Genomic DNA, 23,022 nt, shown 5'->3' on the forward strand with positions numbered 1-23,022 from the left:
TAACCCGCCGGGCAGCGGTTTAGCTGGTCAGCGGGTTCGGCTTGTTAGCGTCGATGCCATATTTGTTCATGGCTTCGCCAACCTGCTTACGTTCAATCTCGCCACGCTCAGCCAGTGCACGCAGGGCCGCTACAACAACGAAGTAGCGATCTACCTCGAAGAAGTAACGCAGCTTCTTACGCGTGTCCGAACGACCATAGCCATCGGTACCCAGAACAGTATAGTCGCCTGGTACCCATGCACGGACCTGATCCGCATAGAGCTTCATGTAGTCCGTCGAAGCAATGACCGGACCGTCACGGCCTTCCAGACATTTCGTCACGTGCGGCTTATTGGCCTCAGCGTCCGGACTCAGGAAGGATTCACGCTCAAGCAGCAGCGCTTCACGACGCAGTTCGTTAAAGCTGGTCACGCTCCAGATGTCAGCGCCAACACCCCAGTCTTGTTCGAGCAGCTCAGCGGCGGCTTCCACTTCACGCAGAATGGTGCCAGACCCCATCAGCTGAACGCGGCCCTTGTCGCCCTTCGTCTCACGCAGCAGGTACATACCTTTGACGATATCGTCGACCGGTACGTTTTCAAGCTCCGGATGCTCGTAGTTCTCGTTCATCACGGTCAGGTAGTAGAAGCAGTTCTCTTTATCAGTGAACATGCGCTTCAAACCATCCTGAACGATGACAGCGACTTCGTGACCGTACGTGGGGTCGTAGCTACGGCAGTTGGGAATAGTCGACGCCTGGATTAAGCTGTGGCCATCCTGGTGCTGCAAACCTTCGCCGTTAAGCGTCGTACGCCCGGCGGTACCACCGACCATAAAGCCACGTGCCTGCAGGTCACCTGCGGCCCAAGCCAAGTCGCCAATGCGCTGGAAGCCAAACATCGAGTAGTAGATGTAGAACGGCAACAGCGTCAGGTGGTTATTGCTGTAAGACGTGGCAGCCGCCATCCACGCTGACATCGCGCCGGCTTCCGTAATACCTTCTTCGAGAACCTGACCTTTCTGGTCCTCGCGGTAGTACATGATTTGGCCTTTATCCATCGGCTCATACTTCTGGCCTTCGGCGGTATAAATGCCGAGCTGACGGAACATACCTTCCATACCGAAGGTACGCGCTTCATCAGGGATAATCGGAACGACCAGCTTGCCAAGCTTCTTGTCTTTAACCAAGCCATTGAGCACGCGCACAAAGGACATGGTGGTCGATACTTCACGACCTTTTGAACCGGCCATTTGCGTGGCGAAGGTTTTGTCTTCAAGCGTGGGGATTTCCAACGCTTCAAAATCGCTTTTGCGGCTGGGCAGGTAGCCGTTTAAGCGCTCGCGTTGCAGGTGCATATACTTAAGCTCGGGCGAATCATCTTCCGGCTTATAGTAAGGCACTTCCTTGAGCTGCTCATCGGAAAGCGGAATACCGAAGCGGTCGCGGAAGGTCCGCAGTGCTTCGTACTCCATGCTTTTCACCTGGTGCGCTTCGTTGGCTGCTTCGCCATCGCCGCTACCCATACCGTAACCTTTTACCGTATGCGCCAGAATAACCGTCGGCTTACCGTTAGTGGAGTTAACGGCTTCATGGTAGGCCGCATAGACCTTGAACGGGTCGTGGCCACCGCGATTGAGCTTCCAGATATCATCATCGGAAAGATCTTTAACCATTTCTTCGGTTTCAGGATACTTACCAAAGAAGTGCTCACGGGTATAAGAGCCGCCGTTAGCCTTGTAGTTCTGGTACTCACCGTCGACCGCTTCATCCATACGTTTTTGAAGGACGCCTTTACTATCCTTCTCAAACAACGGATCCCAGTGACGACCCCAAACAACTTTAATTACGTTCCAACCGGCACCACGGAAAACGCCTTCAAACTCGTCCATAACGCGGGAGTTACCGCGTACAGGACCGTCCAGACGCTGCAAGTTACAGTTGATAACGAAGATCAGGTTATCCAGGTTCTCACGACCTGCCAGTGAGATGGCACCCAGGGATTCCGGCTCATCACACTCGCCATCGCCCATGAAACACCAGATCTTGCGATCGTACATGTCTTTCATTTCACGATGATGCAGGTACTTCATCACGTGGGCCTGGTAGATCGCCTGGATTGGGCCAAGGCCCATGGAGACGGTCGGGAACTGCCAGTAATCCGGCATCAGCCAAGGGTGCGGATACGATGACAAGCCATCGCCATCTACTTCCTGACGGAATCTATCCATCTGATCTTCAGACAGACGACCTTCCAGGAAAGAGCGTGCGTAAATGCCCGGTGCTACGTGACCCTGGATGTAGATCAGGTCGCCAGCGAAGTCATCCTTAGGCGCACGGAAGAAGTGGTTAAAGCCCACATCATAAAGGGTTGCCGATGACATAAAGCTGGCAATGTGGCCGCCAAGCCCGGGGTTGGCCCGGTTATTACGAATGACCTGGGCGATCGCGTTGTAGCGAATCAAGGAGCGAATGCGACGCTCCATGAACAGATCACCAGGCATCCGCGCTTCACGATGCAGCGGAATCGTGTTGCGGTGCGGGGTTGTCACCGAGAAGGGCACCTTCATCCCGTCCCGGCGCAATCGATCCGCCAGGCGGGTCATCAGGTAACGGGCGCGATCTTCGCCCTCACGATCCAGCACCGATTCCAGGGATTCCAGCCACTCCGTGGTTTCGACCGGATCGAGATCTTCTCTTGTCTCCAGACTCATAGAGGTCTCTCCGAATGACGATAAATGACATGAGCCCCGCCAACCCGTACGGGTTTGGGGCAGCTGCGGTGATTGATGGCCACCGCAGAAAAGCATTTGCGCGGTAACGCTAATGTTTTTTTAGCTCTATATTCAACGAGCTACAGACCACTGAATGTAGTAAAGCTACATAAATGTCGTAAAAGTTAGCCTTTTGTATATAGGAAGATACCGCAAAGTCGCCACGCTGCCAATTCCGGAGTAGTGGAAAAGCGTATCGAAAACAAACTATTGCACTGCAACATAGACGCTTCGACAGTGCTTCCTATTACTCTTTATGCGTAGGCAGTGTAGCTAAACTACCGTTTTATTTTCTTGTCGTTGAACAACTTAATCGCTCTTTTTAAAGCGTATCAAGGTGGATTTTCGCCAAACATTGGTAAAAGTAGGCCCAATCAAAGGCGGGCCCTGGGTCCGTTTTACGCAGCGGCGCGATATGCGCATGGCCCGTCATTCGTGACGCATCAAGCGCTGGGTAGCGAACCATTAACCACTGAGTGACTTCTGCCAGCGCGTGGTACTGCGCCTTGGTAAAAGGCGTTATGTCATCACCTTCCAACTCAATGCCCAGTGAAATGTCATTCAATGCCTGCCGCCACTGCATGGCGTGGCTATCCCACCAGCGTGAACGCCCAGCGTGCCAGGCGCGCTGATCCGTATTCACGAACTGCACGCACTCACCATCACGCCGGATAAGCAGGTGCGCTGAAACGCGTAAATGGGCAATCTCGGCAAAAAAAGGGTGCTGGTCCGTTGCCAGTTGATTAGTGAACAGCGCCTCTATCGCATCACCACTAAATTGCCCAGGAGGTAAACTGATCGCATGCAGTACCAATAACGATACGTCATCAGTAGGTCGCGCATCATAATTGGGCGAGTCAACCCTGCGCGCCCTGCCCCACCAGCCGTCGTGTGTCTGGTCATTAATCACCCACAAAGTCTCCTTTACGTCGCGCTCTTTTCACTGCTCTCATTAGCGGCCCTCTTTTACTATAATGCCGGTCTCATTTGATCATGCCCAGAGAGCTCACCGCCATGAATAACCAAAATGCGCTAGCTGAAGAGATCAGCACCTGCGTGACTCGCCTGCTTAACGAAGATATAGGCTCAGGCGATATTACTGCCCAGCTAATTCCCGAGGACCAGAGGGCAACGGCGACGGTGATTACCCGTGAGTCTGCGGTGCTGTGTGGGACTGCGTGGGTCGATGAAATTTTTCAGCAGTTGGATGCGCGCGTCACGCTTCGCTGGCTAGCCGCTGACGGTGACTTGCTGGATGAAGGCCAAGGCTTTTTGGAACTGGAAGGCCCGGCACGTAGTTTGTTAACCGGGGAGCGCGCGGCGCTCAACATGTTACAAACGCTGTCTGCCACGGCAACCGCAACGCGCCGCTACGTCAACTTGATTGAGGGTACCGGCGTTCGCCTGCTCGATACCCGCAAAACGCTTCCCGGCCTGCGTTTGGCGCAAAAATACGCCGTTACGTGTGGCGGAGGCCACAATCATCGAATCGGTCTTTGGGATGCATTCTTAATCAAGGAGAACCACATTTCGGCATGCGGCGGCATCAAGGCCGCGGTGAGTCATGCAAGGGCACTTGCCAAGGATGTGCCGGTAGAGGTGGAAGTAGAGACCTTTGAAGAGCTTGACCAGGCATTGGCGGCCGGGGCTGACATCATCATGCTGGATAATTTCGCACTTGAAGATTTGTACGTAGCAGTCGAACTGAACGGCGGGCGCGCCACGCTTGAGGCCTCAGGCAATGTCGATGCAGCTACGCTCAAAGCGATTGCCGATACGGGGATCGACTGTATTTCCAGCGGCGCGCTGACCAAAGATATCCAGTCCATTGATCTCTCCATGCGAATTACCCGCAGCTATAGCGTATAGCCAGGGTCAGATTTAGTCTCAAGCTCAGGTTTCAATCGCACTCAGGCGCTTTTCCATCCGATAGCGCTGAAGTGACTCACCGCTTCGTTCAACCCACTGCTCGCCCAGGTTTTCCCAGCCTCGGCGCAGCAGGCGGTCATAAAGCATCAGGCTCGCCTCAATCTCTATGCGATCAACTCCCTGCTCCAACAGCATACGCTCAGCATGAATCAACAGTGTGGTGCCAATACCACGCCCGGTCAGCGAGGGCCACACATACAGCGTTTCGATACGCCCTTCCTTCACATCAAGCTCAAGGAAGCCCACACAGCGCCCGTCGCACACCGCCACCAGCGTGGTGTAAAGCGCGTGGCGAACCGCCCAGGCGCTGGCTTCACGGGGCAGCGCATTGGCCCAGGCGCGCCGCTGGCTAAGCTCATAGTGGCTAGCTGCGCCTTGCATGACCGCATGGTAAAACACTTCTGTCTGGTCCGCGGCGTCGCGCGCTAAAGCGGCGCGGTAGGTCACCCTCGCCGCCGGGACTTTTGGCGCAGAAAGCTCCTCGGTCGTTGGCATGCATCACCTCTAAGCAGTTATCGAAATGGGGATCAAGCATTCGGCGTATAACGTCAGCCTGCTTTATACTTGGCCGCCTATCTCAGCATAAGGCAGTAGCATGCACAATGCCCCTGAAAGTGCGTCCTTTACGCTGACGCCTATCGGTTACGTTGTTAGCGACTACCCGGACAAGTTTGGCATCCCCCGCCAACCGGGCCTGGCGCAGGCGGCCAACGCCAGTCTCGTGCTAACGGCACCCTATAACGACCCCTTGACGGTGCGTGGGCTGGAGGATTTTAGCCATCTTTGGGTGTCATTTATTTTTCATCAAAGCCCAGAGCGTTGGACGCCATTAGTACGCCCACCACGGCTTGGGGGCAACCGCAAGGTAGGCGTATTTGCCAGCCGCAGTACCCACCGACCTAATCGGCTGGGCCTCTCGCTGGTAACGCTTGTCGGTATCGACACACACCAAGGGGTTCGTTTAAGACTCGAAGGCTGCGATTTGGTGAGCGGCACCCCGGTGGTCGATATCAAGCCCTACCTGCCCTGGGCCGAAGCACGCCCTGAAGCTGTCGCCGGTTTTGCGCCGCAAGCCCCCGTATTGCTGCCCGTCACGTTCAGCCACGATGCGCTGGATACGTTGGCACGCCGCGTTGATAGCGCAAGCTTGTATGCCTTGATCGAGCAAGTGCTTGGGCAAGACCCACGCCCCGCTTACAAGCAAAGCGAGGAGCCTGGGCGTGTCTACGGCGTTAGGCTGCGCGATGTCGATGTGAAGTTTCGAGCCCTACACAACGACGAAGCCACCACGTTAGAGGTGGTGGCTATCGACATCATGACTGGCTAGTACGGGCGATCAGGCAGGAAAGGTGATTCCCAGACGCCGACCTACTTCTTCGTAGGCTTCGATCACACCGCCCAGGCCTTGGCGGAAGCGGTCTTTATCCAGCTTCTCTCGGGTATTGGCATCCCATAGACGACAGCCGTCCGGTGAGAACTCATCGCCCAATACCACTTCACCCTTGAAAACGCCAAACTCAAGCTTGTAATCCACCAGCAGCATATCGCCTTCGGCAAACAGTTGCTTTAACACGTGGTTAACCTTGAAGGTCAGCGTTTTCATCTTGCCCAGCTGCTCGGGCGTTGCCCAACCAAAGGTTTCTGCCAACGACTCGTTGATCATCGGGTCGCCTTTTTCGTCGTTCTTCAAGAACAACTCAAAGGTAGGCGGCGTAAGTGCAACACCTTCTTCAACGCCCAGGCGTTTTACCAGCCCACCCGCAGCGATGTTGCGTACCACACACTCGACCGGAATCATCTGCATTTTTTTAACAAGACTCTCGGTATCGGAGAGTTGTTTTTCAAAATGCGTAGGGATACCGGCCTCTTGCAAACGCTCCATAATAAACGCGTTGAAGACGTTATTGACCATCCCTTTACGGGCCAACGCTTCTTTCTTCTTACCATCAAAAGCGCTGGTGTCATCACGAAACTGCAGCACCAGCAGATCCGGATCATCGGTGTGATATACAGATTTTGCCTTACCGGCATAAAGTTCTTGGCGCTTTTCCATGACAGCTCCGAAAGGGATCAAATAAACAGATTAACGTAAATAGCCAGCAACACGTTCTAACAGCTCACGCTGGTCATCGGCATTAAACTCACGCTCACTGGCATTCACCGCGCGTAAAATGGTCTGATTGCCATCGGGCTGCAGCACAATACGTATTTCCTGGGGCATCTTGCGCACATCGGCACTAAATACAATTTGCAGCGGGTTGCGACCACGCTCAGTCTCGGTCATGTATTCCACCAGAAATTCATGACGCTCCGGGCTGGTAGCGAGCAGATTACGCTGACCTTGTAGGGTGAAATCCAACGCGAGATAGTGATTGAGTTCAGCCCAAACACGATCAATCGGCTGGGGAATGACAGCTTCCCACTCATCACCCTGCTGACGAAGCTGTAGCGTTTGCTGGGTATTCAAGCGCTGGGCATTCCAGGAGGAAGCCACGCTCTGTGACGCACTACGCGCCCCCAGAAACTCTTCCAAGGCGTCGAGGCAGCTCGTCATGGTCTGGCCACCACGTTCACAGCGCACTTCACTGCTGCCAGAACGCATGGCACTTTGCAGACGTAAATCGGCCTGCGACGTTACGATAACGCCCTGCGACGCATCGCTTTGCTCCACACCTAGTTGACGGCTACGCGCAAAGGACTCCAACTGCGGCCAGACGGCGCCCGTATCGGCCGCCACCACTAGCCAGCTTTGGCTACCTGCTTCCCGGCGTTCTACGTATTCGGGCTCTAGACCACTGCCAATCGATAACGACTGAGGAGCGCGTATTTCCGCAGTTTCTTCGATGCGGGCACCCTGCATGGCTGCTTGAGGAACGGGCAGTGCATCCTGATAGCGCTGCGCATTGCGGGTCTCTGGCAGCACCAGAGGGGGCGCCGGAGCGGCTTCTGTATAATCCAGGTTACGGTCGTGGTAATAACCATCGCGCGCGCAACCTGCCAGAGCGACAGCCGTTACGAGTGCCAGCGGTATCCATTTAAGCGCACGTTTTTCAAGCACAAAGCTCATCAAGCCACCTTAACAGTCAACAAATCAGTTAACCGGCAGCACATCACTGTGCTCCCGGTAACAAAGGGTATCGCGCTGGGTGTAATGAAAGAGCATTACTCCTCAATCACGCCCGCCAGTTGCAGCGCTTCACTGACAGTGGCGTGGTACTTCTCGGATAACCATGTCAGTGGCAAACGAATACCTGCATCCATATACCCCATCCGGTTAAGCGCCCATTTTACCGGTATAGGATTGGATTCAATGCCCAGATTAGTATGCAACGGCATTAAACGGGTATTAATTTGATGCGCTTTATCTGCATCGCCAGCGACAGCGGCCGCACATAGCTCATGCATTGCCTTAGGGGCAACGTTCGCCGTCACCGAAATATCACCATGCCCACCCATCAGCATAAACTCGCAGGCCGTCGCGTCATCACCGGAATACAGCATAAAGTCACTGCCCTTTAAGCGCGAAATTAGATCTTCTGCGCGCTCAAGGTTTCCAGTGGCATCTTTCAAACCGATGATGTTATCAACGCCTGCCAAGCGTACAACCGTTTCATTGTACAGGTCAGAGCAGGTACGCCCCGGCACGTTATACATGATAACCGGTAGTTTGCTGCCTTCTGCCACCGCCTTAAAGTGCTGGTACAAGCCTTCCTGAGTCGGCTTATTATAATAGGGGCAAACGGACAAACAGTAATCAGCCCCTACTTCACTGGCGTACCGAGCAAGCTCAACGGCTTCAGACGTCGCATTAGCACCCGTACCGGCGATCACCGGAATGCGTCCGTTGACCTCTTCCACCACACTGCGGATCACGTCAAAGTGCTCTGCAAACGTCATGGTCGTGGGCTCGCCAGTGGTGCCTGCGGCAACGATGCCGTCTGTTCCGTTATCAAGGTGGAAGTTCACCAGACGACGAAGCGCCTCCCAGTCGATGTCGCCATTGACTTTCATCGGCGTCGCCAGGGCGACGATGCTGCCTGTGATCATCCGTTTATTCCTCATCTACAAAATTATGAGACCAAGCCCAACATGGACATCCAGACAAGGCGCCGAACCACTCTTTTACGCATCATGGCGACTGCCCGTTTGGGCCTACAGAGGGTAAATGGTACTCAGGCGATTCGAGCCTGTACAGCGCAAACCGCTGTGAGTTTGTGATGCACACCTATCATGCCTTTGACATGCTGCCTCAGGTTGCGTGTAATCACCCTATAAGTCGTCAACGATTAGGAGTCTGCATGCATATCGAATTAGGCCAACCTGTCCCCGACTTTTCTGCAAGTGCGACGGGCGATACGACAATCACACTGTCGGAACTACGTGGCAAACAGGTCGTTATCTATTTTTATCCCAAGGCCAGCACACCCGGCTGCACCACCGAAGGCGGCGATTTCCGCGACCATAAAAAAGCGTTCGATAACGCCAATACGGTTATTTTAGGGGTGTCTCGGGACGGTTTGCGTGCCCAGGAAAATTTTAAAGCCAAGCAGGATTTTAACTTCCCGCTCATTTCCGACAAGGATGAAACCGTCTGTACGATATTTGATGTTATCAAACTTAAAAAAATGTACGGCAAGGAGCATCTTGGCATTGAGCGCAGTACTTTCTTAATAGATGCAGCAGGCAACCTTGCCAACGAATGGCGTGGCGTTAAAGTGCCAGGCCACGTAGAGGAAGTGCTGGCTGCCGCTGAAGCACTACACGCGAGTCGTTAATAAAAACGCCCGCCCGGTGTCGTCACCGAGCGGGCGTTAACTTTTCAAAAGACTCAGCGTGTTAAGCCAAGGGCATTGTTAACACCCGGGCAGCGGCTATACGGTCTTATGACTCCGCCTGGATAATACCCTCTTCCCCATTCTGCTCACGAACACCCCGCGGCCAAGCGTAGACCAACGCTTTTAGCAGTGTGGCCAACGGAATGGCGAAAAACACGCCCCAGAAGCCCCAAATACCGCCAAAGAAAAGCACCGCGACAATAATGGAAACGGGATGAATATTATTGGTTTCAGAAAACAGCACTGGCGACAGAACGTTTCCATCCAGTGCCTGAATCACGCCATAGGCAACCAGCACATAAATAAATTGATCGCTTAATCCAAAATGAAAACCTGCTACCGCCATGACCGGCAGTGTAGCCACCGCAGCGCCGATAAAAGGCACCAGCACCGAAAAGCCCACCAGAACAGCCAGCAGCGCTGTATACGGCAAGCCAAAAAAGGTAAAGGTGCCAAACGCTACCGTACCCACAATGATGATTTCGATGAACTTGCCCCGAATATAATTCGCAATCTGATGATCCATTTCCTGCCAGATGCGCGTTAACAGCGCACGCTTTTGTGGCAACAGCGAAACCGCGAACCCAACCAGCGCCTCGCGGTCCTTCAGCATAAAGAAGACCAGAATGGGCACGAGGACGAGGTAAATAATCAGCGACATGACATTACCCAAAGAGGCCAAGGAGAGCGTCAGCGCACGCTGGCCTAGCTGGCTAATTTCACGGCTTGCTACACCGATCCAGCTCTGCATTTGATCAGGCGTAACCAGGTTTGGGTAGCGCGCCTGCATCTCATCCAACCACCCCTGGCCGCTGGCAAACATTCGCGGCGTTTCATGTACAAACCCGACCAACTGATTCCAAATCAGCGGCATTAAAATGAACGCAAGGGTTAACAAAGCACTGATAAAGGCTAGAAAAATAAGAGTAACGGCTAAAAGATGAGGTATCCCTCTTCGCGTTAAAGCGCTCACCACCCCTTGCAGCAGAAAAGCCAGAACCAGTGCGGTAAAAAACGGCGCCAGCATGTGGCCAAACCAGATAATGGCCGTAAAGCCAGCCACCAATACCAGCAATAAGACGAGCGCTTCTTCATCAGAAAAATAGCGTTCAACCCAGCTTTTAAGAATAGTACGCATGGTCATTAGTGTGCGTCTCCCGCCTTACGTATCCAAAAAAAGTACGTGCCTTCATGCTGCTCTCGCGCCGCCATCTCATGATTGCCTTGATCAGTAAACGACGCTATATCGCGCCATGAGCCTGCATCAGTGGCACGCACTTCAAGCAACTGCCCAGCCGCCAAACCGGCTAACGCCTGCTTAGTCTTGAGTAACGGCATCGGACACGGCAGTCCACACGCATCAAGCACCACGTCTGGATGAAAACGTACGGATGATTCAGACATACCTGCTCCCTAAAAATGCCTGCATGATCTCGCCATTGTTGCATAAACTGTTTATGTTGCGATGATCACTGTTCACTTGATTTAACGGCACTTTACAGCATCAATCAATGTCACAGCGGTAACCGCTGCGCTTTACCCTTATCAATGAGGATGCCATGCCGCACATACGGACTGCTTATCCCCGCGGGCTCTGCGCGCTAATTGTTGCTTGCAGCATTAGCGTCTCAAGCCCGCCAAGCTACGCACTCAATGACTATCATCTGCCCACGCTTGGCGGTCCCTCGTCATCAGCCAGCAGTGAAGAGTTCCGTTTGGGCCGAGCATGGCTACGTCAGTTCCGGGCCCAGGCGCCTCAATGGCAAGACCCTATCGTAAGCGATTACCTGGAAAGCCTTGTGGCGCGCCTGCTGCCATACAGCCAATTGGGAGACCTGCAAACGACGATGGTGATGGTCGATAACCGATCACTCAATGCCTTTGCCGTTCCCGGTGGCGTGGTGGGAATCAATTCCGGGCTTTTTGCCTTTGCTGAAGATGAAGGTGCTTTTGTCTCGGTGATTGCTCATGAGCTTGGCCACTTATCACAGCGCCACTACGCCCGAGGCAGCGCGCGAGCAGAACAGACACAACTTCCTGCCATGGCGGCCATGCTAGCGGGCATGCTGGTAGCGGCCAGCGGAGGTGGCGAAGCGGGCCTTGCCGCCGCCATGGGCTCACAGGCTGCCCTGATCCAGGACCAGCTCAGCTACTCAAGACGTTTTGAGCAAGAGGCTGACCGTATCGGCTTACAGGCGATGGCCGATGCTGGCTACGACCCTCATGCTATGGTCCGCATGTTTTCTGCCATGCAACGCTTGGCGCGACTACAAGGCGGCAACCCGCCTGAGTTTCTATTGACCCACCCAGTTTCAGATAGCCGCTTAAGCGATGCACAAGGGCGTGCCTCGCAGCTCAGTGTGGCCAGCACCTATACCAGCAATACGCTTTACGACATGATGCGCGCTCGCGCCCTATTGAGCATTTACCAAAACTCCCCGCAACAAGCCGCTTCCCGCCTTGCCCAGGATGACGCAGAAGAGCCGGCACGACGCTATCTAGAGGCATTAATAACTGCGCGTAATGGTCAAACGGATCAAGCCTTACAAATGCTCGATCAACTGGCCACTGAGCTACCGGATTACGGCATGCTGCCTGCGTCTGCGGCAAGCGTCGCGCTGGATGCCCAACGCTATGATGAAGCCATTACCCGAAGCCAGCGCCTTTTGAGGCTGATGCCATCTTATCTGCCCGCCCAACTGATTTTGGCAGAGGCACAGCTGCAGCGAGACCCAGAAGCCGCTTATCAGCTCCTGCGTAACATAACAGCGCAAAACCCTGAATCCCCTCCAGGCTTTAACCTGCTGGCTGAAGCCGCTGGGCGAAGCGGGCACAACGGTTGGGGGCATTTGGCGCGCGCCGAGCATTTACAGCTGACAGGACGAGTTGACCGAGGCATTCAGCAACTCTCACTGGCGCGCAACGCGGCCGAGCAAGAGAACGACCAGCAAGCCCTTGCACGCATTGAACAGCGCCGAGAAGCCTTTATTGAATACCGTAAAGCGCTGGATGACTTTTAACGACGTAACGTTTTGAAATGAATGACACACATAAAGCTCCTAGCCTGCGAAGGGCCAGGAGTTTTATGGGCTGATCACAGCGTGAAGCTGTCCTATTTAGCGTTGAAATTCAGCATACGCTCAAGCGGCTTTAGCGCTTTCTGGCGTAGCGACTCATCAACATGAATTTCCCCACTGCCGTAGCGCAGCGCATCCGCCAGATTATCCAGTGCATTCATGGCCATCCACGGGCAGTGTGCGCAGCTTCGGCAGGTAGCGCCATTCCCTGCTGTCGGCGCTTCGAACAATGTCTTGCCCGGCACCGCTTGCTGCATCTTAAAGAAAATGCCGCGATCTGTTGCCACGATAAGCTGGTTATTGGGCAATGTTTGAGCGGCCTTGATTAACTGGGACGTCGACCCCGCCACATCCGCCATATTGACCACCGCGTCCGGCGATTCAGGATGCACCAGCACCGCCGCATCAGGATAAAGGCGTTTTAAGTCCTCAATACCTTTCGCCTTGAACTCTTCATGCACAATACAGGCGCCGTCCCACATCAGCATATCAGCGCCGGTTTTTTTCTGAATATATCCCCCCAGATGCTTATCCGGTGCCCAAAGGATTTTTTCACCTTTTGCCTGCAAGTGCTCAATCACGTCAACGGCAATGGATGACGTCACCACCCAGTCAGCTCGTGCTTTGACAGCTGCTGATGTATTGGCATACACCACCACGGTTCGGTCGGGGTTCGCATCGCAAAAGGCGCTGAACGTATCTACCGGGCAGCCAATATCCAGCGAACAGGTTGCCTCCAACGTGGGCATCAATACACGTTTTTCAGGCGAAAGGATTTTGGCTGTTTCCCCCATAAAACGCACACCCGCCACAATCAGTGTGGTAGCGTCATGTCGAGCGCCAAAGCGCGCCATTTCAAGGGAGTCTGCCACGCAGCCACCGGTTTCTTCCGCTAACTGTTGGATAGCGTCATCGGTGTAGTAGTGCGCGACCAGGACGGCATTGTGCGTGTGCAGCAACTGCTTTATCTCTTCGACACGCGCCTGGTCTTCTGCGGGAATACGAGTAGGGCAATACGGGCTAGGGAGCGGAGCATCAAGCTCAGCTTGAGAAGTCATAATAGTCATCGTGTCTACCACTGTGACGAACAGGGAATCCCCCTGTTAAACACTAGTCGCGACCTGTGTCATCCACACATGCCGCTCGCGATTGCAACAGGCCGCTGCGTCTCTCGCGGTGGCCTACTGCGCTACTAACTATTTCTCTACGCTGTTTTCTCTTAACAGCTTTCTCTAATAAACGTTGCTTAATCACATTGCATGAAGCCATTGTGGTGGCAAATTGTTGTCTTCTGCAAGTGGTATATTGTGCGGCTGTACGCATCAGGCACACAGCAAAACGCCCCTGGCAGCAAGCTACCAAGGGCGTTGAATTTGGTGGGTCGTGTAGGATTCGAACCTACGACCAATTGATTAAAAGTCAACTGCTCTACCAACTGAGCTAACGACCCAAATTTTTGCTTACCGTGCTGACATAGCGATATGTCTAATGACGCGCTGTTCGATGGTGGGTCGTGTAGGATTCGAACCTACGACCAATTGATTAAAAGTCAACTGCTCTACCAACTGAGCTAACGACCCCTTCGAACGGATGCATATAGTACAGACCATGATTAGCCATGGCAAGAAGTTTTTAACTTTCTCCCGCAGTGTAATTAAAGCGGGTTTCATGGCCCATGCGAGTCTCTGCCGCCACGATCATGCCTGCTACAACAACGATCGTTTTAAGGTACCCAGATACTTAAAAGCCAGCCATCAAGCGATTGATGGCTGGCCAGTGCGAACCAATTTTCCACCCCTGGTTTGGGTAGTTATAAAATTAGCGGCGTTTAGGCTTGCGCATTGTCTGTACCGGACGACGCTTATTTTTGTCGCGGCTCCAACGGTTCTTCTCGTCCGGCGTCAGCTCAGGCACCTTACGTGTTTCAAGGTTAGCGATCGTGGCGAGATCATCGACTTCGTCTTGCGAAAGCTCTATCCATTCTCCCGCTTTAGCACGCTTATCAATAAAGATGTTGCCGTAACGCACACGCTTCAGGCGGCTAACCGTTAGCTCTTGAGACTCCCACAGGCGGCGCACCTCGCGGTTACGTCCCTCAAGAATGACGACGTGGAACCAGGTGTTGATACCTTCACCACCAAACTCTTGCACATCGGTAAAGCGCGCAGGGCCATCTTCCAGCATAACGCCATCCACCATCGCTACGATGTGTTCGCGCTTTACTTCACCCATTACGCGCACGGCGTATTCACGCTCAACCTGGGTTGAGGGGTGCATTAACCGGTTGGCAAGCTCGCCATCGGTCGTGAAAAGCAGCAGACCGCTGGTATTGATATCCAGTCGGCCAATGGCAATCCAGCGCTCGCCTTTTAGCCGTGGCAAACGCTCAAATACGGTACGACGGCCTTCCGGGTCTTTACGCGTGCACAGCTCGCCTTCTGGCTTGTTGTACATGATGACGCGACGCGGCGCTTCGTTCTCGGGTCGCAGTGTAACGGGGCGGTCATCGAAACTTACGTTATCGCGCATTTCAACGCGGTCACCCAGCTTGGCGACCTGGCTGTTGACCTTTACTCGGCCATCAGAAATAGCGGTTTCCATTTCGCGCCGCGAACCCAGTCCCGCTCGGGCAAGCACTTTCTGGAGTTTTTCACTAACGGGAGGGGTGTGGTTACTCTGAGTCATGATCGTCTGACCTCATATCATTGGTCTGCGTGCGTGCGCTGTCATCATGTGGGCGCTGCGCACGTGCCGCAAGTCGAGCTTCTAAATCAGCAAAACTTAGCGGCTGGGTTAACGCCGTCTCGGCGTGGTCGTCGGCTCTCTCAGCCGTCTTGGGTGGCGCATCCTGCACGCTTTCTGGCGCTTCGTCCAGTGTTTCTTTGGGCCTTGATTCCTCACCCTCCTCTTCAAGGAGAGCCTCTTGTGAAACCGGTAACTCAGCCTCTTCTCTTTCCTCCCAATTAACCAATTCATGCATGGGGGGAAGTGCATCCAGCGTTTTCAGGCCAAAATCGTCCAGAAAGCTTCGTGTAGTGGCATAGACGGCGGGCCGTCCGGGCACATCGCGGTGGCCAACCACACGAACCCATCCACGCTCCATTAAGGTGCGCATGATCGAACTGCTCACGCTGACCCCGCGTACTTCTTCGATATCACCACGGGTAACAGGCTGCCGGTAGGCAATCAACGACAGGGTTTCAAGCAGCGCACGCGAATAGCGCTGGGGGCGTTCGTCCCAGAGGCGTGACACCCAATGCGCAAGGCGTGGTTGAATACGCAGTTGAAACCCTGATGCGGTTTCCACCAACTCTAACGCGCCCTCTTTATGGCGCAGAGCAAGGCGCGCTAAGGCGTCACGCAACTCTCGTCTCGGCGGGCACTCATCGTCGATAAACAGGGTTTCGAGCCGCTCGACATCCAACGGTTCGCCTGCGGCGAGCAGCGCGGCTTCTATAATGTTGTCTAAGGTGGTGTCCTTCACGGTGCCTCCTCATCAGGCTCAAAGGCAGGCTCTTCAAAGGCGCCGCCTGCTTCCTCTAAAGCAAGCGTTTCAAAAGCGGCTTCTTCATCATCGACTATCGCGCCGCTGCGCGCCCGCACATGGATAGGAGAAAGCGGTGCATTCTGGACAATTTCGATCATTGCCTCCTTCGCTAGCTCCAAAATAGCCATAAAGGTGACGACCACGCCTGCCCGCCCCTCTTCCAGGATAAACAGGGCTTCAAAAGGCGTGTAGCGTTGGTGCGCGCTGTCTTCGCTGAGCTGCTCCATGATCTTGAGCATACGCTCACGGGTAGACAGTACCTCACGGCTAATCTGATGGGACTGGGTTAATTCGGCACGTTTAAGGATATCGGAAAGCGCACTCAGCAGTTCGTCCAGTTCTACATCCGGGTGAATCACCCGCGACTCAAGCGGGGGCAAACCCGCCTGCACGCTAAACCAATCACGCCCTACACGAGGCAACGTATCCAGCGTTTCAGCAGCGGCTTTTAAACGCTCGTACTCTTGCAGGCGACGAATCAGCTCTGCCCGAGGGTCCTCTTCATCTTCGCCCTCCGCTTTGGGCGGCCGAGGCAGTAGCGAGCGCGATTTAATTTCCGCCAACATCGCGGCCATCAGCAAGTACTCACCGGCAAGCTCGATCTCCATCGCCTGCATCAGCTCTACGTACTCAATGTACTGATGGGTAATCGCGGCCACGTTGATCGTCAAGATATCTAAATTTTGCCGACGAATAAGGTAAAGCAAGAGATCCAGCGGTCCTTCAAAGGTTTCCAGAAAAACGCGCAGCGCCTCGGGAGGAATATACAAATCCTCCGGCAGTTGAGTAATCGGCTCATCGAACAACCGCCCAAGCGCTTCGACGACGGGCTCTTGTGCCAACGTCGCCATGCGTTCAGGATCAGCGGTGGCGTTTTGTGTGTCGCTCACTCAGTCGGTATCTCTTGGTCAGTGGGCATTAGAAAGCAGTGTAACAAAGTCAGCACCTGACGTTGCGCCTGGCGCACGGTGCGTTAGCCTGCTTCGGCAGCTTTACGATAGCGTCCTTCGTAGTCGAAGAGCTTGTCGCGAATCTGGAAATGTCGGCCCACCTTGCGCCCAACCACAAAATCCGGATGGCGCAAGCGGCGCTGCTCGCTAATAACGTCCTCTGGCTTGAGGGGTTGCCAGGGCGCGCCCGGAGCGCGCAAATGCCGACGCAAAAAGGCGGCATAAAAGGCGCGGCGCTGGGCGGGGGTTTCCAAAGCAAACCACTCAGAGAGTGTTGTGCCATCCTCATCGTAATAGGTCACTTTCAGACGCGGCAGGCCTCGGCCATTAAGGGTTGCGTCCAACTGCATGCCACTTACCCGTAATACACGGGCATCTTTTAATTTGAGTGCATCTTTAAGCTTGTCATCCGCATCCACCAGCAGCTGTTCGCAACCGTGACAGCGACGCGCCGCAATATCATTTTCAGCGCCACAGCTATCGCACACCTTGAAGCGAAAGCGAAAATCACACTGGTGGCGCTTGCCTTTATCATCGTCAAGCAGCCCTTGGCAGCGGCGCCCAAAATGCTCAATGACCAGTTCGCCGTCGCGCTTGCCCCAAAACAGATTAGCGTGGCCGCAGGCCGGGCATTCAACCTGCACCGGCTCATTGTCGCCCGGCGGCTTTGGCTCGCCCACTTCTGGTGCGTAAAGGTCCCAGGGGTTGCCCGCGTAATCCAAAATAAGGCAATCCTGCTTCCCCGGCGAGAGCCGAAGCCCCCGGCCCGCAATCTGCTGGTAAAGGCTGACCGACTCCGTAGGCCGAAGCATCGCAATCAAATCCACATGCGGCGCATCAAAGCCGGTCGTCAGTACCGAGACATTCACCAGGTATTTAAGCTCACGCGCCTTAAAGGCATTAATCAGCTCAGTACGCTCTGCCGACGGGGTCGCGCCAGTAATCAGCGCTGCCTGGTCGGCAGGCAAATACCCCATGATCTCTTCAGCGTGGGCGACAGTTGCTGCAAATATCATCACCCCATGCCGCTCAGTGGCGCGCTCAACAATCTGACTGATAATCATGGGGGTGGCGCGATTGCCTGCCACGACGCGATTTAACTCGGCTTCACGGTAATGGCCGTTTTCTGCAGGCGCCAGCATGGAAAAATCATACCCTTCAATCGCCATATCCAGGCGTTTGGGTTCGGCAAGATAGCCTTGCTTTACCATCAAGCGCAGCGGCTGTTCGAACACGCAGTCACGAAAAAAGCTTGCGTCACTGCCGCGCACCATGCCGTGGTAATGGCGATGGTAGATAAACCCTTGGCCTAGCCGGTAAGGCGTCGCGGTCAGCCCTAACACTTTCAACTTCGCGTTTTGTGCCCGCAGGTGATCAATCACCTGGCGGTAGCTTGCGTCTTTATCAAGCGACACCCGGTGGCACTCATCAATGACCAGCAGAGTGAAGCCTTCATCATTGAACGCCTCCAGATTACGCACTACCGACTGCACCGAGCCAAACACGACCTGGCGCGACGCCTCCTTGCGCTTTAAACCCGCGCTGAAGATATCGGCTTTAAGCCCATAGGCCTGATACTTGGCGTGATTCTGCTCCACCAGCTCGCGTACATGCGCCAATACCAATACGCGACCTCTCGCCAAGCGGGCCAGTTCGGCAATCACCAACGACTTCCCGCTTCCCGTAGGTAATACCACCACCGCGGGTTCGCTGGACGCGCGAAAATGCGTAACAACACGTTTCACCGCGTCCGTTTGGTAAGGGCGTAAAGCAGGTGGTGGCATATAACTCCAACAGCCAGAAAATTACTTTGCTGGCTCAAGCGGGCAAGAGCAATCAGGAACAGCGTTAGCCATAACGGCGGCCCTTGGGCCGCCGTTATGTGTTACGTATGGCTTAACGGTGTGCGGTATTAACCGACCCAAACACGCGCGTTGCGGAACATGCGCAGCCAGGCACCATCTTCTGTCCACTCTGCCGGACGCCAAGAGTTGGTGACCGCGCGGGTAACGCGCTCCGGGTGAGGCATCATGATCGTGACGCGGCCATCGGAGGTGGTTAACCCGGTAATACCTGACGGCGAACCGTTAGGGTTAGCCGGATAGCGCGTGGTCACCTGCCCATAGTTATCAATGTAGCGAAGCGCAATCTGATTGCTGGATTGCATGCTACGCAGGTGCGCGGCATCGCGGAACTCAGCACGGCCTTCCCCATGGGCCACCGCAATAGGCAGCAGGGAACCTTCCATGCCAGCCAGTAGAACCGAGGGCGTTTTTTCAACGCGCAGCATGGCTACCCGCGCCTCAAACTGCTCGGACTCGTTACGCACAAAGCCTGGCCAGTTTTCAGCCCCCGGGATCAACGACTTCAACTGCGAAAGCATCTGGCATCCGTTACACACGCCCAGCGAGAAGCTGTCTTCGCGGGTAAAGAAGGCGGCAAACTGATCGCGTGCCCGCTCGTTAAACAGCACGGATTTCGCCCAACCACCACCCGCGCCTAACACATCGCCGTAAGAGAAACCGCCACAGGCAACGAGCCCTTTGAACTCATCAAGCGCAACACGGCCTTCCAGAATGTCACTCATGTGAACATCAATCGCTTCAAAGCCGGCTTTATCAAATGCCCAGCCCATCTCGACCTGGCCATTAACGCCCTGCTCACGCAGTACCGCAACAGCGGGCTTGGCCAGATTGATAAACGGCGCGCTGACATCCTCATTAATATCAAACGTGGGCGTCGCCGAGAGGCCAGGGTCACGCGTATCGAGCAGGCTGTCGAACTCGTTTTTAGCGCACTCGGGATTATCGCGCAGTGCCTGCAGGCGATAGCTGGTTTCAGACCAGGTACGCTGTGTCAGTTGGCGCGTGGTTTCCAGCAGCGGCTCTTCAAACAGGGTTACCCGCACCTGGTCGTCGTAACGCGGCCGGGCGATGACACCACAGGTTTCAATACCCGCGACTGCAAATTGCGCCAACACCTCTTCGGTGTGCTCGCGGTTGACCTGAATCACCGCGCCAAGCTCTTCCGAGAACAGCGCATTAAGCGCTTCAACGGGTTCGTCAATCATCCAGTCGAGTTTGATCTCAAGGCCGGCGTGCGCCGCAAAGGCCATTTCCAACAGCGTGACCAACAAGCCGCCATCGCTACGGTCATGGTACGCCAACAGCTTACCGTCACGATTAAGCCCCTGAATCACCTCAAAGAAGGCTTTGATATCTTCTGGGTCGTCGACATCCGGGCAGGTATCGCCTACCTGACCATATACCTGCGCCAGCGCAGAGCCGCCCAAGCGATTTTGACCGCTCCCCAGGTCGATCAGAATAAGATCCGACTCATCCTGATCCAGGTTAATCTGTGGCGTCAGGGTTGCCATCGCGTCAGTCACAGGCGCGAAGCCGGTAATCACCACCGACAGCGGTGATGTAACGCTTTTCTCTTCGCTATCCCCTTGGTCACTCACATCCTGCCAGGAGGTACGCATCGACATGGAGTCTTTGCCGACCGGCACCGCAATACCTAACGCCGGGCAAAGCTCCATCCCCACCGCGTGAACCGCATCATAAAGCGCCTGGTTTTCGCCAGGGTGATCAGCGGCGCTCATCCAGTTAGCCGAAAGCTTGATATCGCTTAGCTTGGCTATGGGCGCTGCCGCGAGATTCGTAATCGCCTCGGCGACCGCCAGGCGTGCGCTAGCGGCGGGGTCAATCAAGGCAACCGGCGGACGTTCCCCCATCGCCATCGCTTCACCGGCATGGGTGTCATAACTGGCCGTTGTGACCGCTACATCCGCAACCGGCACCTGCCAAGGGCCGACCATTTGGTCACGCGCCACCTGGCCTGTAATAGAGCGGTCGCCAATGGTAATCAAGAAGCTTTTGGAGGCCACGGCAGGCAGGCGTAGAACGCGATCAAGCGCCTCGCGCAGGTCGAGATTATCCAGCATTACACCGGAAAGCTCTGGTGCATGGCGCTCAAAGCTGCGCTGCATTTTCGGCGCTTTACCGAACAGCACGCTCATGGGCAGGTCAATCGGCTTGCTGTTGAAGTGGCCATCGCGCACTTCAAGATGGTGGTCAGCCTGCGCTTCACCCACCACCGCATAGGGGCAACGCTCGCGCTTACACAACGCATCAAACGTTGCCAGGTCTTCAGCTGCAACGGCCAGTACGTAGCGTTCCTGCGCTTCGTTACACCAGATTTCAAGCGGGCTCATACCCGGCTCAGCATTAGGCACCGCCCGTAAATCGAACAGCCCACCCCGGTTGCCGTCTTTAACAAGCTCCGGCAGCGCGTTGGAAAGACCACCCGCCCCCACATCGTGGATAAAGCAGATCGGGTTTTTGTCTCCCATTGCCCAGCAGCGGTCAATCACTTCCTGAGCGCGTCGCTCGATTTCCGGGTTTTCACGCTGTACCGAAGCAAAGTCCAGGTCGGCACTTGAGGTGCCAGAAGACATGCTCGAGGCCGCGCCGCCGCCCAGGCCGATCAACATCGCCGGGCCACCCATCACAATCAGCTTACCGCCAACAGGAATATCGCCCTTTTGAACGTGCTGGGCGCGAATATTACCGTAACCGCCCGCCAGCATGATCGGCTTGTGGAAGCCGCGACGCTCAATGCCGCCCTCGTTGAGGGTGTCCTGCTCATAGGTACGGAAGTAACCGGTAAGGTTTGGGCGGCCAAACTCGTTATTAAACGCCGCGCCGCCAATCGGGCCTTCCAGCATGATGGCAAGGGCGGACTGCATGCGCTCGGGCTTGCCATAATCAAACGCTTCCCAAGGCTGTACAAACTCGGGGATACGCAGGTTGGAAACGGTAAAACCGGAAAGGCCCGCTTTCGGTTTGCCGCCGATACCGGTGGCGCCTTCATCGCGAATCTCACCACCCGAGCCTGTCGCCGCACCAGGGAACGGCGCAATCGCAGTCGGATGGTTATGGGTTTCCACCTTCATCAGGATATGAATCGGCTCCTGATGTGTCCCGTACAGCGCACGCTCTCCCTCAGCACCGGTCAGCGGCGTGGGATAAAAACGCCCCGCCTGGCTGCCTTTGATAACCGCAGCGTTATCGCTATAGGCCGACAAGACGTTTTCAGGGGAGGTCGCAAAGGTGTTCTTGATCATCTTGAACAGCGAATGGGTCTGCGGCTCGCCGTCAATGATCCAATCCGCGTTGAAGATTTTATGCCGGCAGTGCTCAGAGTTCGCCTGGGCGAACATCATTAGCTCAATGTCGGTGGGGTTGCGCTGAAGCTCGTTAAAGGCATCGACCAGGTAGTCGACTTCGTCATCGGCAAGCGCCAGGCCCAATTCACGGTTAGCGGTTACCAGCGCCTCGCGCCCGCTGTTTAAAATATCCACGCTACCCAGCGGTGCCGGGTCGTGATGAGCAAATAGCGCCGCCGCTTCAGCCGCATCATTAAGCACGGTTTCGGTCATTCGGTCGTGCAACAGTGCCATCAGCGCAGCCAGGCTCTCTTCGCTGGGCGCACGGCTAAACCCTACCCGATAATCAACACCACGCTCTATCCGGCGAATGCCCGACAGCCCACAGTTATGCGCAATATCCGTCGCTTTGGATGACCAGGGCGACTGGGTGCCTAACCGCGGTACGACCAGAAAACGTTGAGCGTCGGCAGGTATCTCGGCATGGGTGGGGGTGCCGTAATCCAACAGTTGCGCCAAACGCTCGTGAGAGGCATCACTGAGTTCTTCACGGTGGTCAATCAAATGAACATAGTGGGCAGACAGCGCCTCCACCTCGGGAACACGTTCACGCAGCACCGTTAGCAACCGTGTATGACGGAAGGTAGAAAGGGCGGGCGCGCCTCGCAATTCGAGCATATCCTGAAGCCTCTAGAGCAGGGAGAATTCGTGCAGGGAAATAGCAGGCCGCCAAGCGGCCCCTTAAAATGACACTCATTGGAC

At 55.1% G+C, this 23,022-nt stretch carries 18 protein-coding genes and 2 tRNA genes; 4 read left to right on the forward strand and 16 right to left on the reverse strand.

Annotated elements, in window-relative coordinates:
* Window positions 1-19: 19 nt before the first annotated feature.
* Entirely contained in the window at window positions 20-2,692 is a 2,673-nt protein-coding gene (gene aceE, locus ACT3RQ_RS13665) for a pyruvate dehydrogenase (acetyl-transferring), homodimeric type (RefSeq protein WP_444680665.1), read from the reverse strand.
* A 382-nt stretch (window positions 2,693-3,074) separates the two neighbouring features.
* A complete protein-coding gene (gene ampD, locus ACT3RQ_RS13670; RefSeq protein ID WP_193053326.1) occupies window positions 3,075-3,659 on the reverse strand; it encodes a 1,6-anhydro-N-acetylmuramyl-L-alanine amidase AmpD in 585 nt (194 codons plus the stop codon).
* A gap of 107 nt (window positions 3,660-3,766) precedes the next feature.
* Between ampD and nadC the strand changes: the two genes are divergently transcribed.
* Window positions 3,767-4,621 carry a carboxylating nicotinate-nucleotide diphosphorylase gene (gene nadC / locus ACT3RQ_RS13675; RefSeq protein ID WP_444680666.1) on the forward strand — a complete coding sequence of 285 codons (855 nt, stop codon included), beginning with the start codon at window positions 3,767-3,769 and terminating at the stop codon, window positions 4,619-4,621.
* A gap of 24 nt (window positions 4,622-4,645) precedes the next feature.
* Here nadC and ACT3RQ_RS13680 read toward each other — a convergent pair whose 3' ends face one another.
* Window positions 4,646-5,176: a GNAT family N-acetyltransferase gene (locus ACT3RQ_RS13680; RefSeq protein ID WP_444680667.1), complete on the reverse strand. Its 531-nt coding sequence runs from the start codon at window positions 5,174-5,176 to the stop codon at window positions 4,646-4,648.
* Window positions 5,177-5,276: 100 nt separating this feature from the next.
* Here ACT3RQ_RS13680 and tsaA point away from each other — a divergent pair, with 100 nt between their 5' ends.
* Window positions 5,277-6,008 carry a tRNA (N6-threonylcarbamoyladenosine(37)-N6)-methyltransferase TrmO gene (gene tsaA / locus ACT3RQ_RS13685; protein ID WP_193053280.1) on the forward strand — a complete coding sequence of 244 codons (732 nt, stop codon included), beginning with the start codon at window positions 5,277-5,279 and terminating at the stop codon, window positions 6,006-6,008.
* Window positions 6,009-6,017: 9 nt separating this feature from the next.
* Here the strand turns inward: tsaA and purC are convergent, their stop codons facing one another.
* From purC to dapA, 3 genes are all read right to left on the reverse strand, one after another.
* Complete coding sequence (gene purC / locus ACT3RQ_RS13690; protein WP_192527624.1) at window positions 6,018-6,734, reverse strand: phosphoribosylaminoimidazolesuccinocarboxamide synthase; 717 nt, start codon at window positions 6,732-6,734, stop codon at window positions 6,018-6,020.
* Between the two features lie 30 nt (window positions 6,735-6,764).
* Complete coding sequence (locus tag ACT3RQ_RS13695) at window positions 6,765-7,748, reverse strand: lipoprotein, NlpB (protein WP_444680668.1); 984 nt, start codon at window positions 7,746-7,748, stop codon at window positions 6,765-6,767.
* A gap of 95 nt (window positions 7,749-7,843) precedes the next feature.
* Window positions 7,844-8,728: a 4-hydroxy-tetrahydrodipicolinate synthase gene (gene dapA, locus ACT3RQ_RS13700; protein ID WP_172117405.1), complete on the reverse strand. Its 885-nt coding sequence runs from the start codon at window positions 8,726-8,728 to the stop codon at window positions 7,844-7,846.
* Between the two features lie 251 nt (window positions 8,729-8,979).
* On the opposite strand from dapA, the gene ACT3RQ_RS13705 reads away from it, so the two are divergent.
* Window positions 8,980-9,456, forward strand: a complete 477-nt coding sequence (locus tag ACT3RQ_RS13705; RefSeq protein ID WP_193053283.1) for a peroxiredoxin — start codon at window positions 8,980-8,982, stop codon at window positions 9,454-9,456.
* A 106-nt stretch (window positions 9,457-9,562) separates the two neighbouring features.
* Here ACT3RQ_RS13705 and ACT3RQ_RS13710 read toward each other — a convergent pair whose 3' ends face one another.
* On the reverse strand, window positions 9,563-10,660 hold the full coding sequence (locus tag ACT3RQ_RS13710; protein ID WP_193056861.1) for an AI-2E family transporter: 1,098 nt from the start codon (window positions 10,658-10,660) through the stop codon (window positions 9,563-9,565).
* Window positions 10,660-10,920, reverse strand: a complete 261-nt coding sequence (locus ACT3RQ_RS13715; RefSeq protein ID WP_444639078.1) for a sulfurtransferase TusA family protein — start codon at window positions 10,918-10,920, stop codon at window positions 10,660-10,662. The genes ACT3RQ_RS13710 and ACT3RQ_RS13715 overlap by 1 nt, the downstream gene beginning before the upstream one ends.
* Window positions 10,921-11,075: 155 nt before the next feature.
* Here ACT3RQ_RS13715 and ACT3RQ_RS13720 point away from each other — a divergent pair, with 155 nt between their 5' ends.
* Window positions 11,076-12,536: a M48 family metalloprotease gene (locus ACT3RQ_RS13720; protein ID WP_444680669.1), complete on the forward strand. Its 1,461-nt coding sequence runs from the start codon at window positions 11,076-11,078 to the stop codon at window positions 12,534-12,536.
* A gap of 92 nt (window positions 12,537-12,628) precedes the next feature.
* Here ACT3RQ_RS13720 and nadA read toward each other — a convergent pair whose 3' ends face one another.
* The 8 genes from nadA to purL form a co-directional block, all read right to left on the reverse strand.
* Entirely contained in the window at window positions 12,629-13,660 is a 1,032-nt protein-coding gene (gene nadA / locus ACT3RQ_RS13725; RefSeq protein ID WP_444680670.1) for a quinolinate synthase NadA, read from the reverse strand.
* Between the two features lie 307 nt (window positions 13,661-13,967).
* Window positions 13,968-14,043: transfer RNA gene (locus ACT3RQ_RS13730), tRNA-Lys, on the reverse strand.
* Window positions 14,044-14,097: 54 nt separating this feature from the next.
* Window positions 14,098-14,173: transfer RNA gene (locus ACT3RQ_RS13735), tRNA-Lys, on the reverse strand.
* A gap of 238 nt (window positions 14,174-14,411) precedes the next feature.
* The gene (gene rluB / locus ACT3RQ_RS13740; protein WP_444680671.1) at window positions 14,412-15,278 is read right to left on the reverse strand and encodes a 23S rRNA pseudouridine(2605) synthase RluB; all 867 of its coding nucleotides are present in this window, start codon (window positions 15,276-15,278) and stop codon (window positions 14,412-14,414) included.
* Entirely contained in the window at window positions 15,265-16,077 is an 813-nt protein-coding gene (gene scpB, locus ACT3RQ_RS13745; protein ID WP_444680672.1) for an SMC-Scp complex subunit ScpB, read from the reverse strand. The genes rluB and scpB overlap by 14 nt, the downstream gene beginning before the upstream one ends.
* Window positions 16,074-16,991, reverse strand: a complete 918-nt coding sequence (locus tag ACT3RQ_RS13750; RefSeq protein ID WP_444680704.1) for a segregation and condensation protein A — start codon at window positions 16,989-16,991, stop codon at window positions 16,074-16,076. The genes scpB and ACT3RQ_RS13750 overlap by 4 nt, the downstream gene beginning before the upstream one ends.
* A gap of 122 nt (window positions 16,992-17,113) precedes the next feature.
* Window positions 17,114-18,874 (reverse strand): DEAD/DEAH box helicase, encoded by a 1,761-nt coding sequence (locus tag ACT3RQ_RS13755; protein WP_444680673.1) that lies wholly within the window; start codon window positions 18,872-18,874, stop codon window positions 17,114-17,116.
* Between the two features lie 128 nt (window positions 18,875-19,002).
* Window positions 19,003-22,938: a phosphoribosylformylglycinamidine synthase gene (purL, locus tag ACT3RQ_RS13760; RefSeq protein ID WP_444680674.1), complete on the reverse strand. Its 3,936-nt coding sequence runs from the start codon at window positions 22,936-22,938 to the stop codon at window positions 19,003-19,005.
* Window positions 22,939-23,022 lie beyond the last annotated feature (84 nt).

This window comes from Halomonas sp. AOP43-D1-4 (assembly GCF_052446175.1).
Taxonomy (GTDB): Bacteria; Pseudomonadota; Gammaproteobacteria; order Pseudomonadales; family Halomonadaceae; genus Vreelandella; species Vreelandella citrativorans.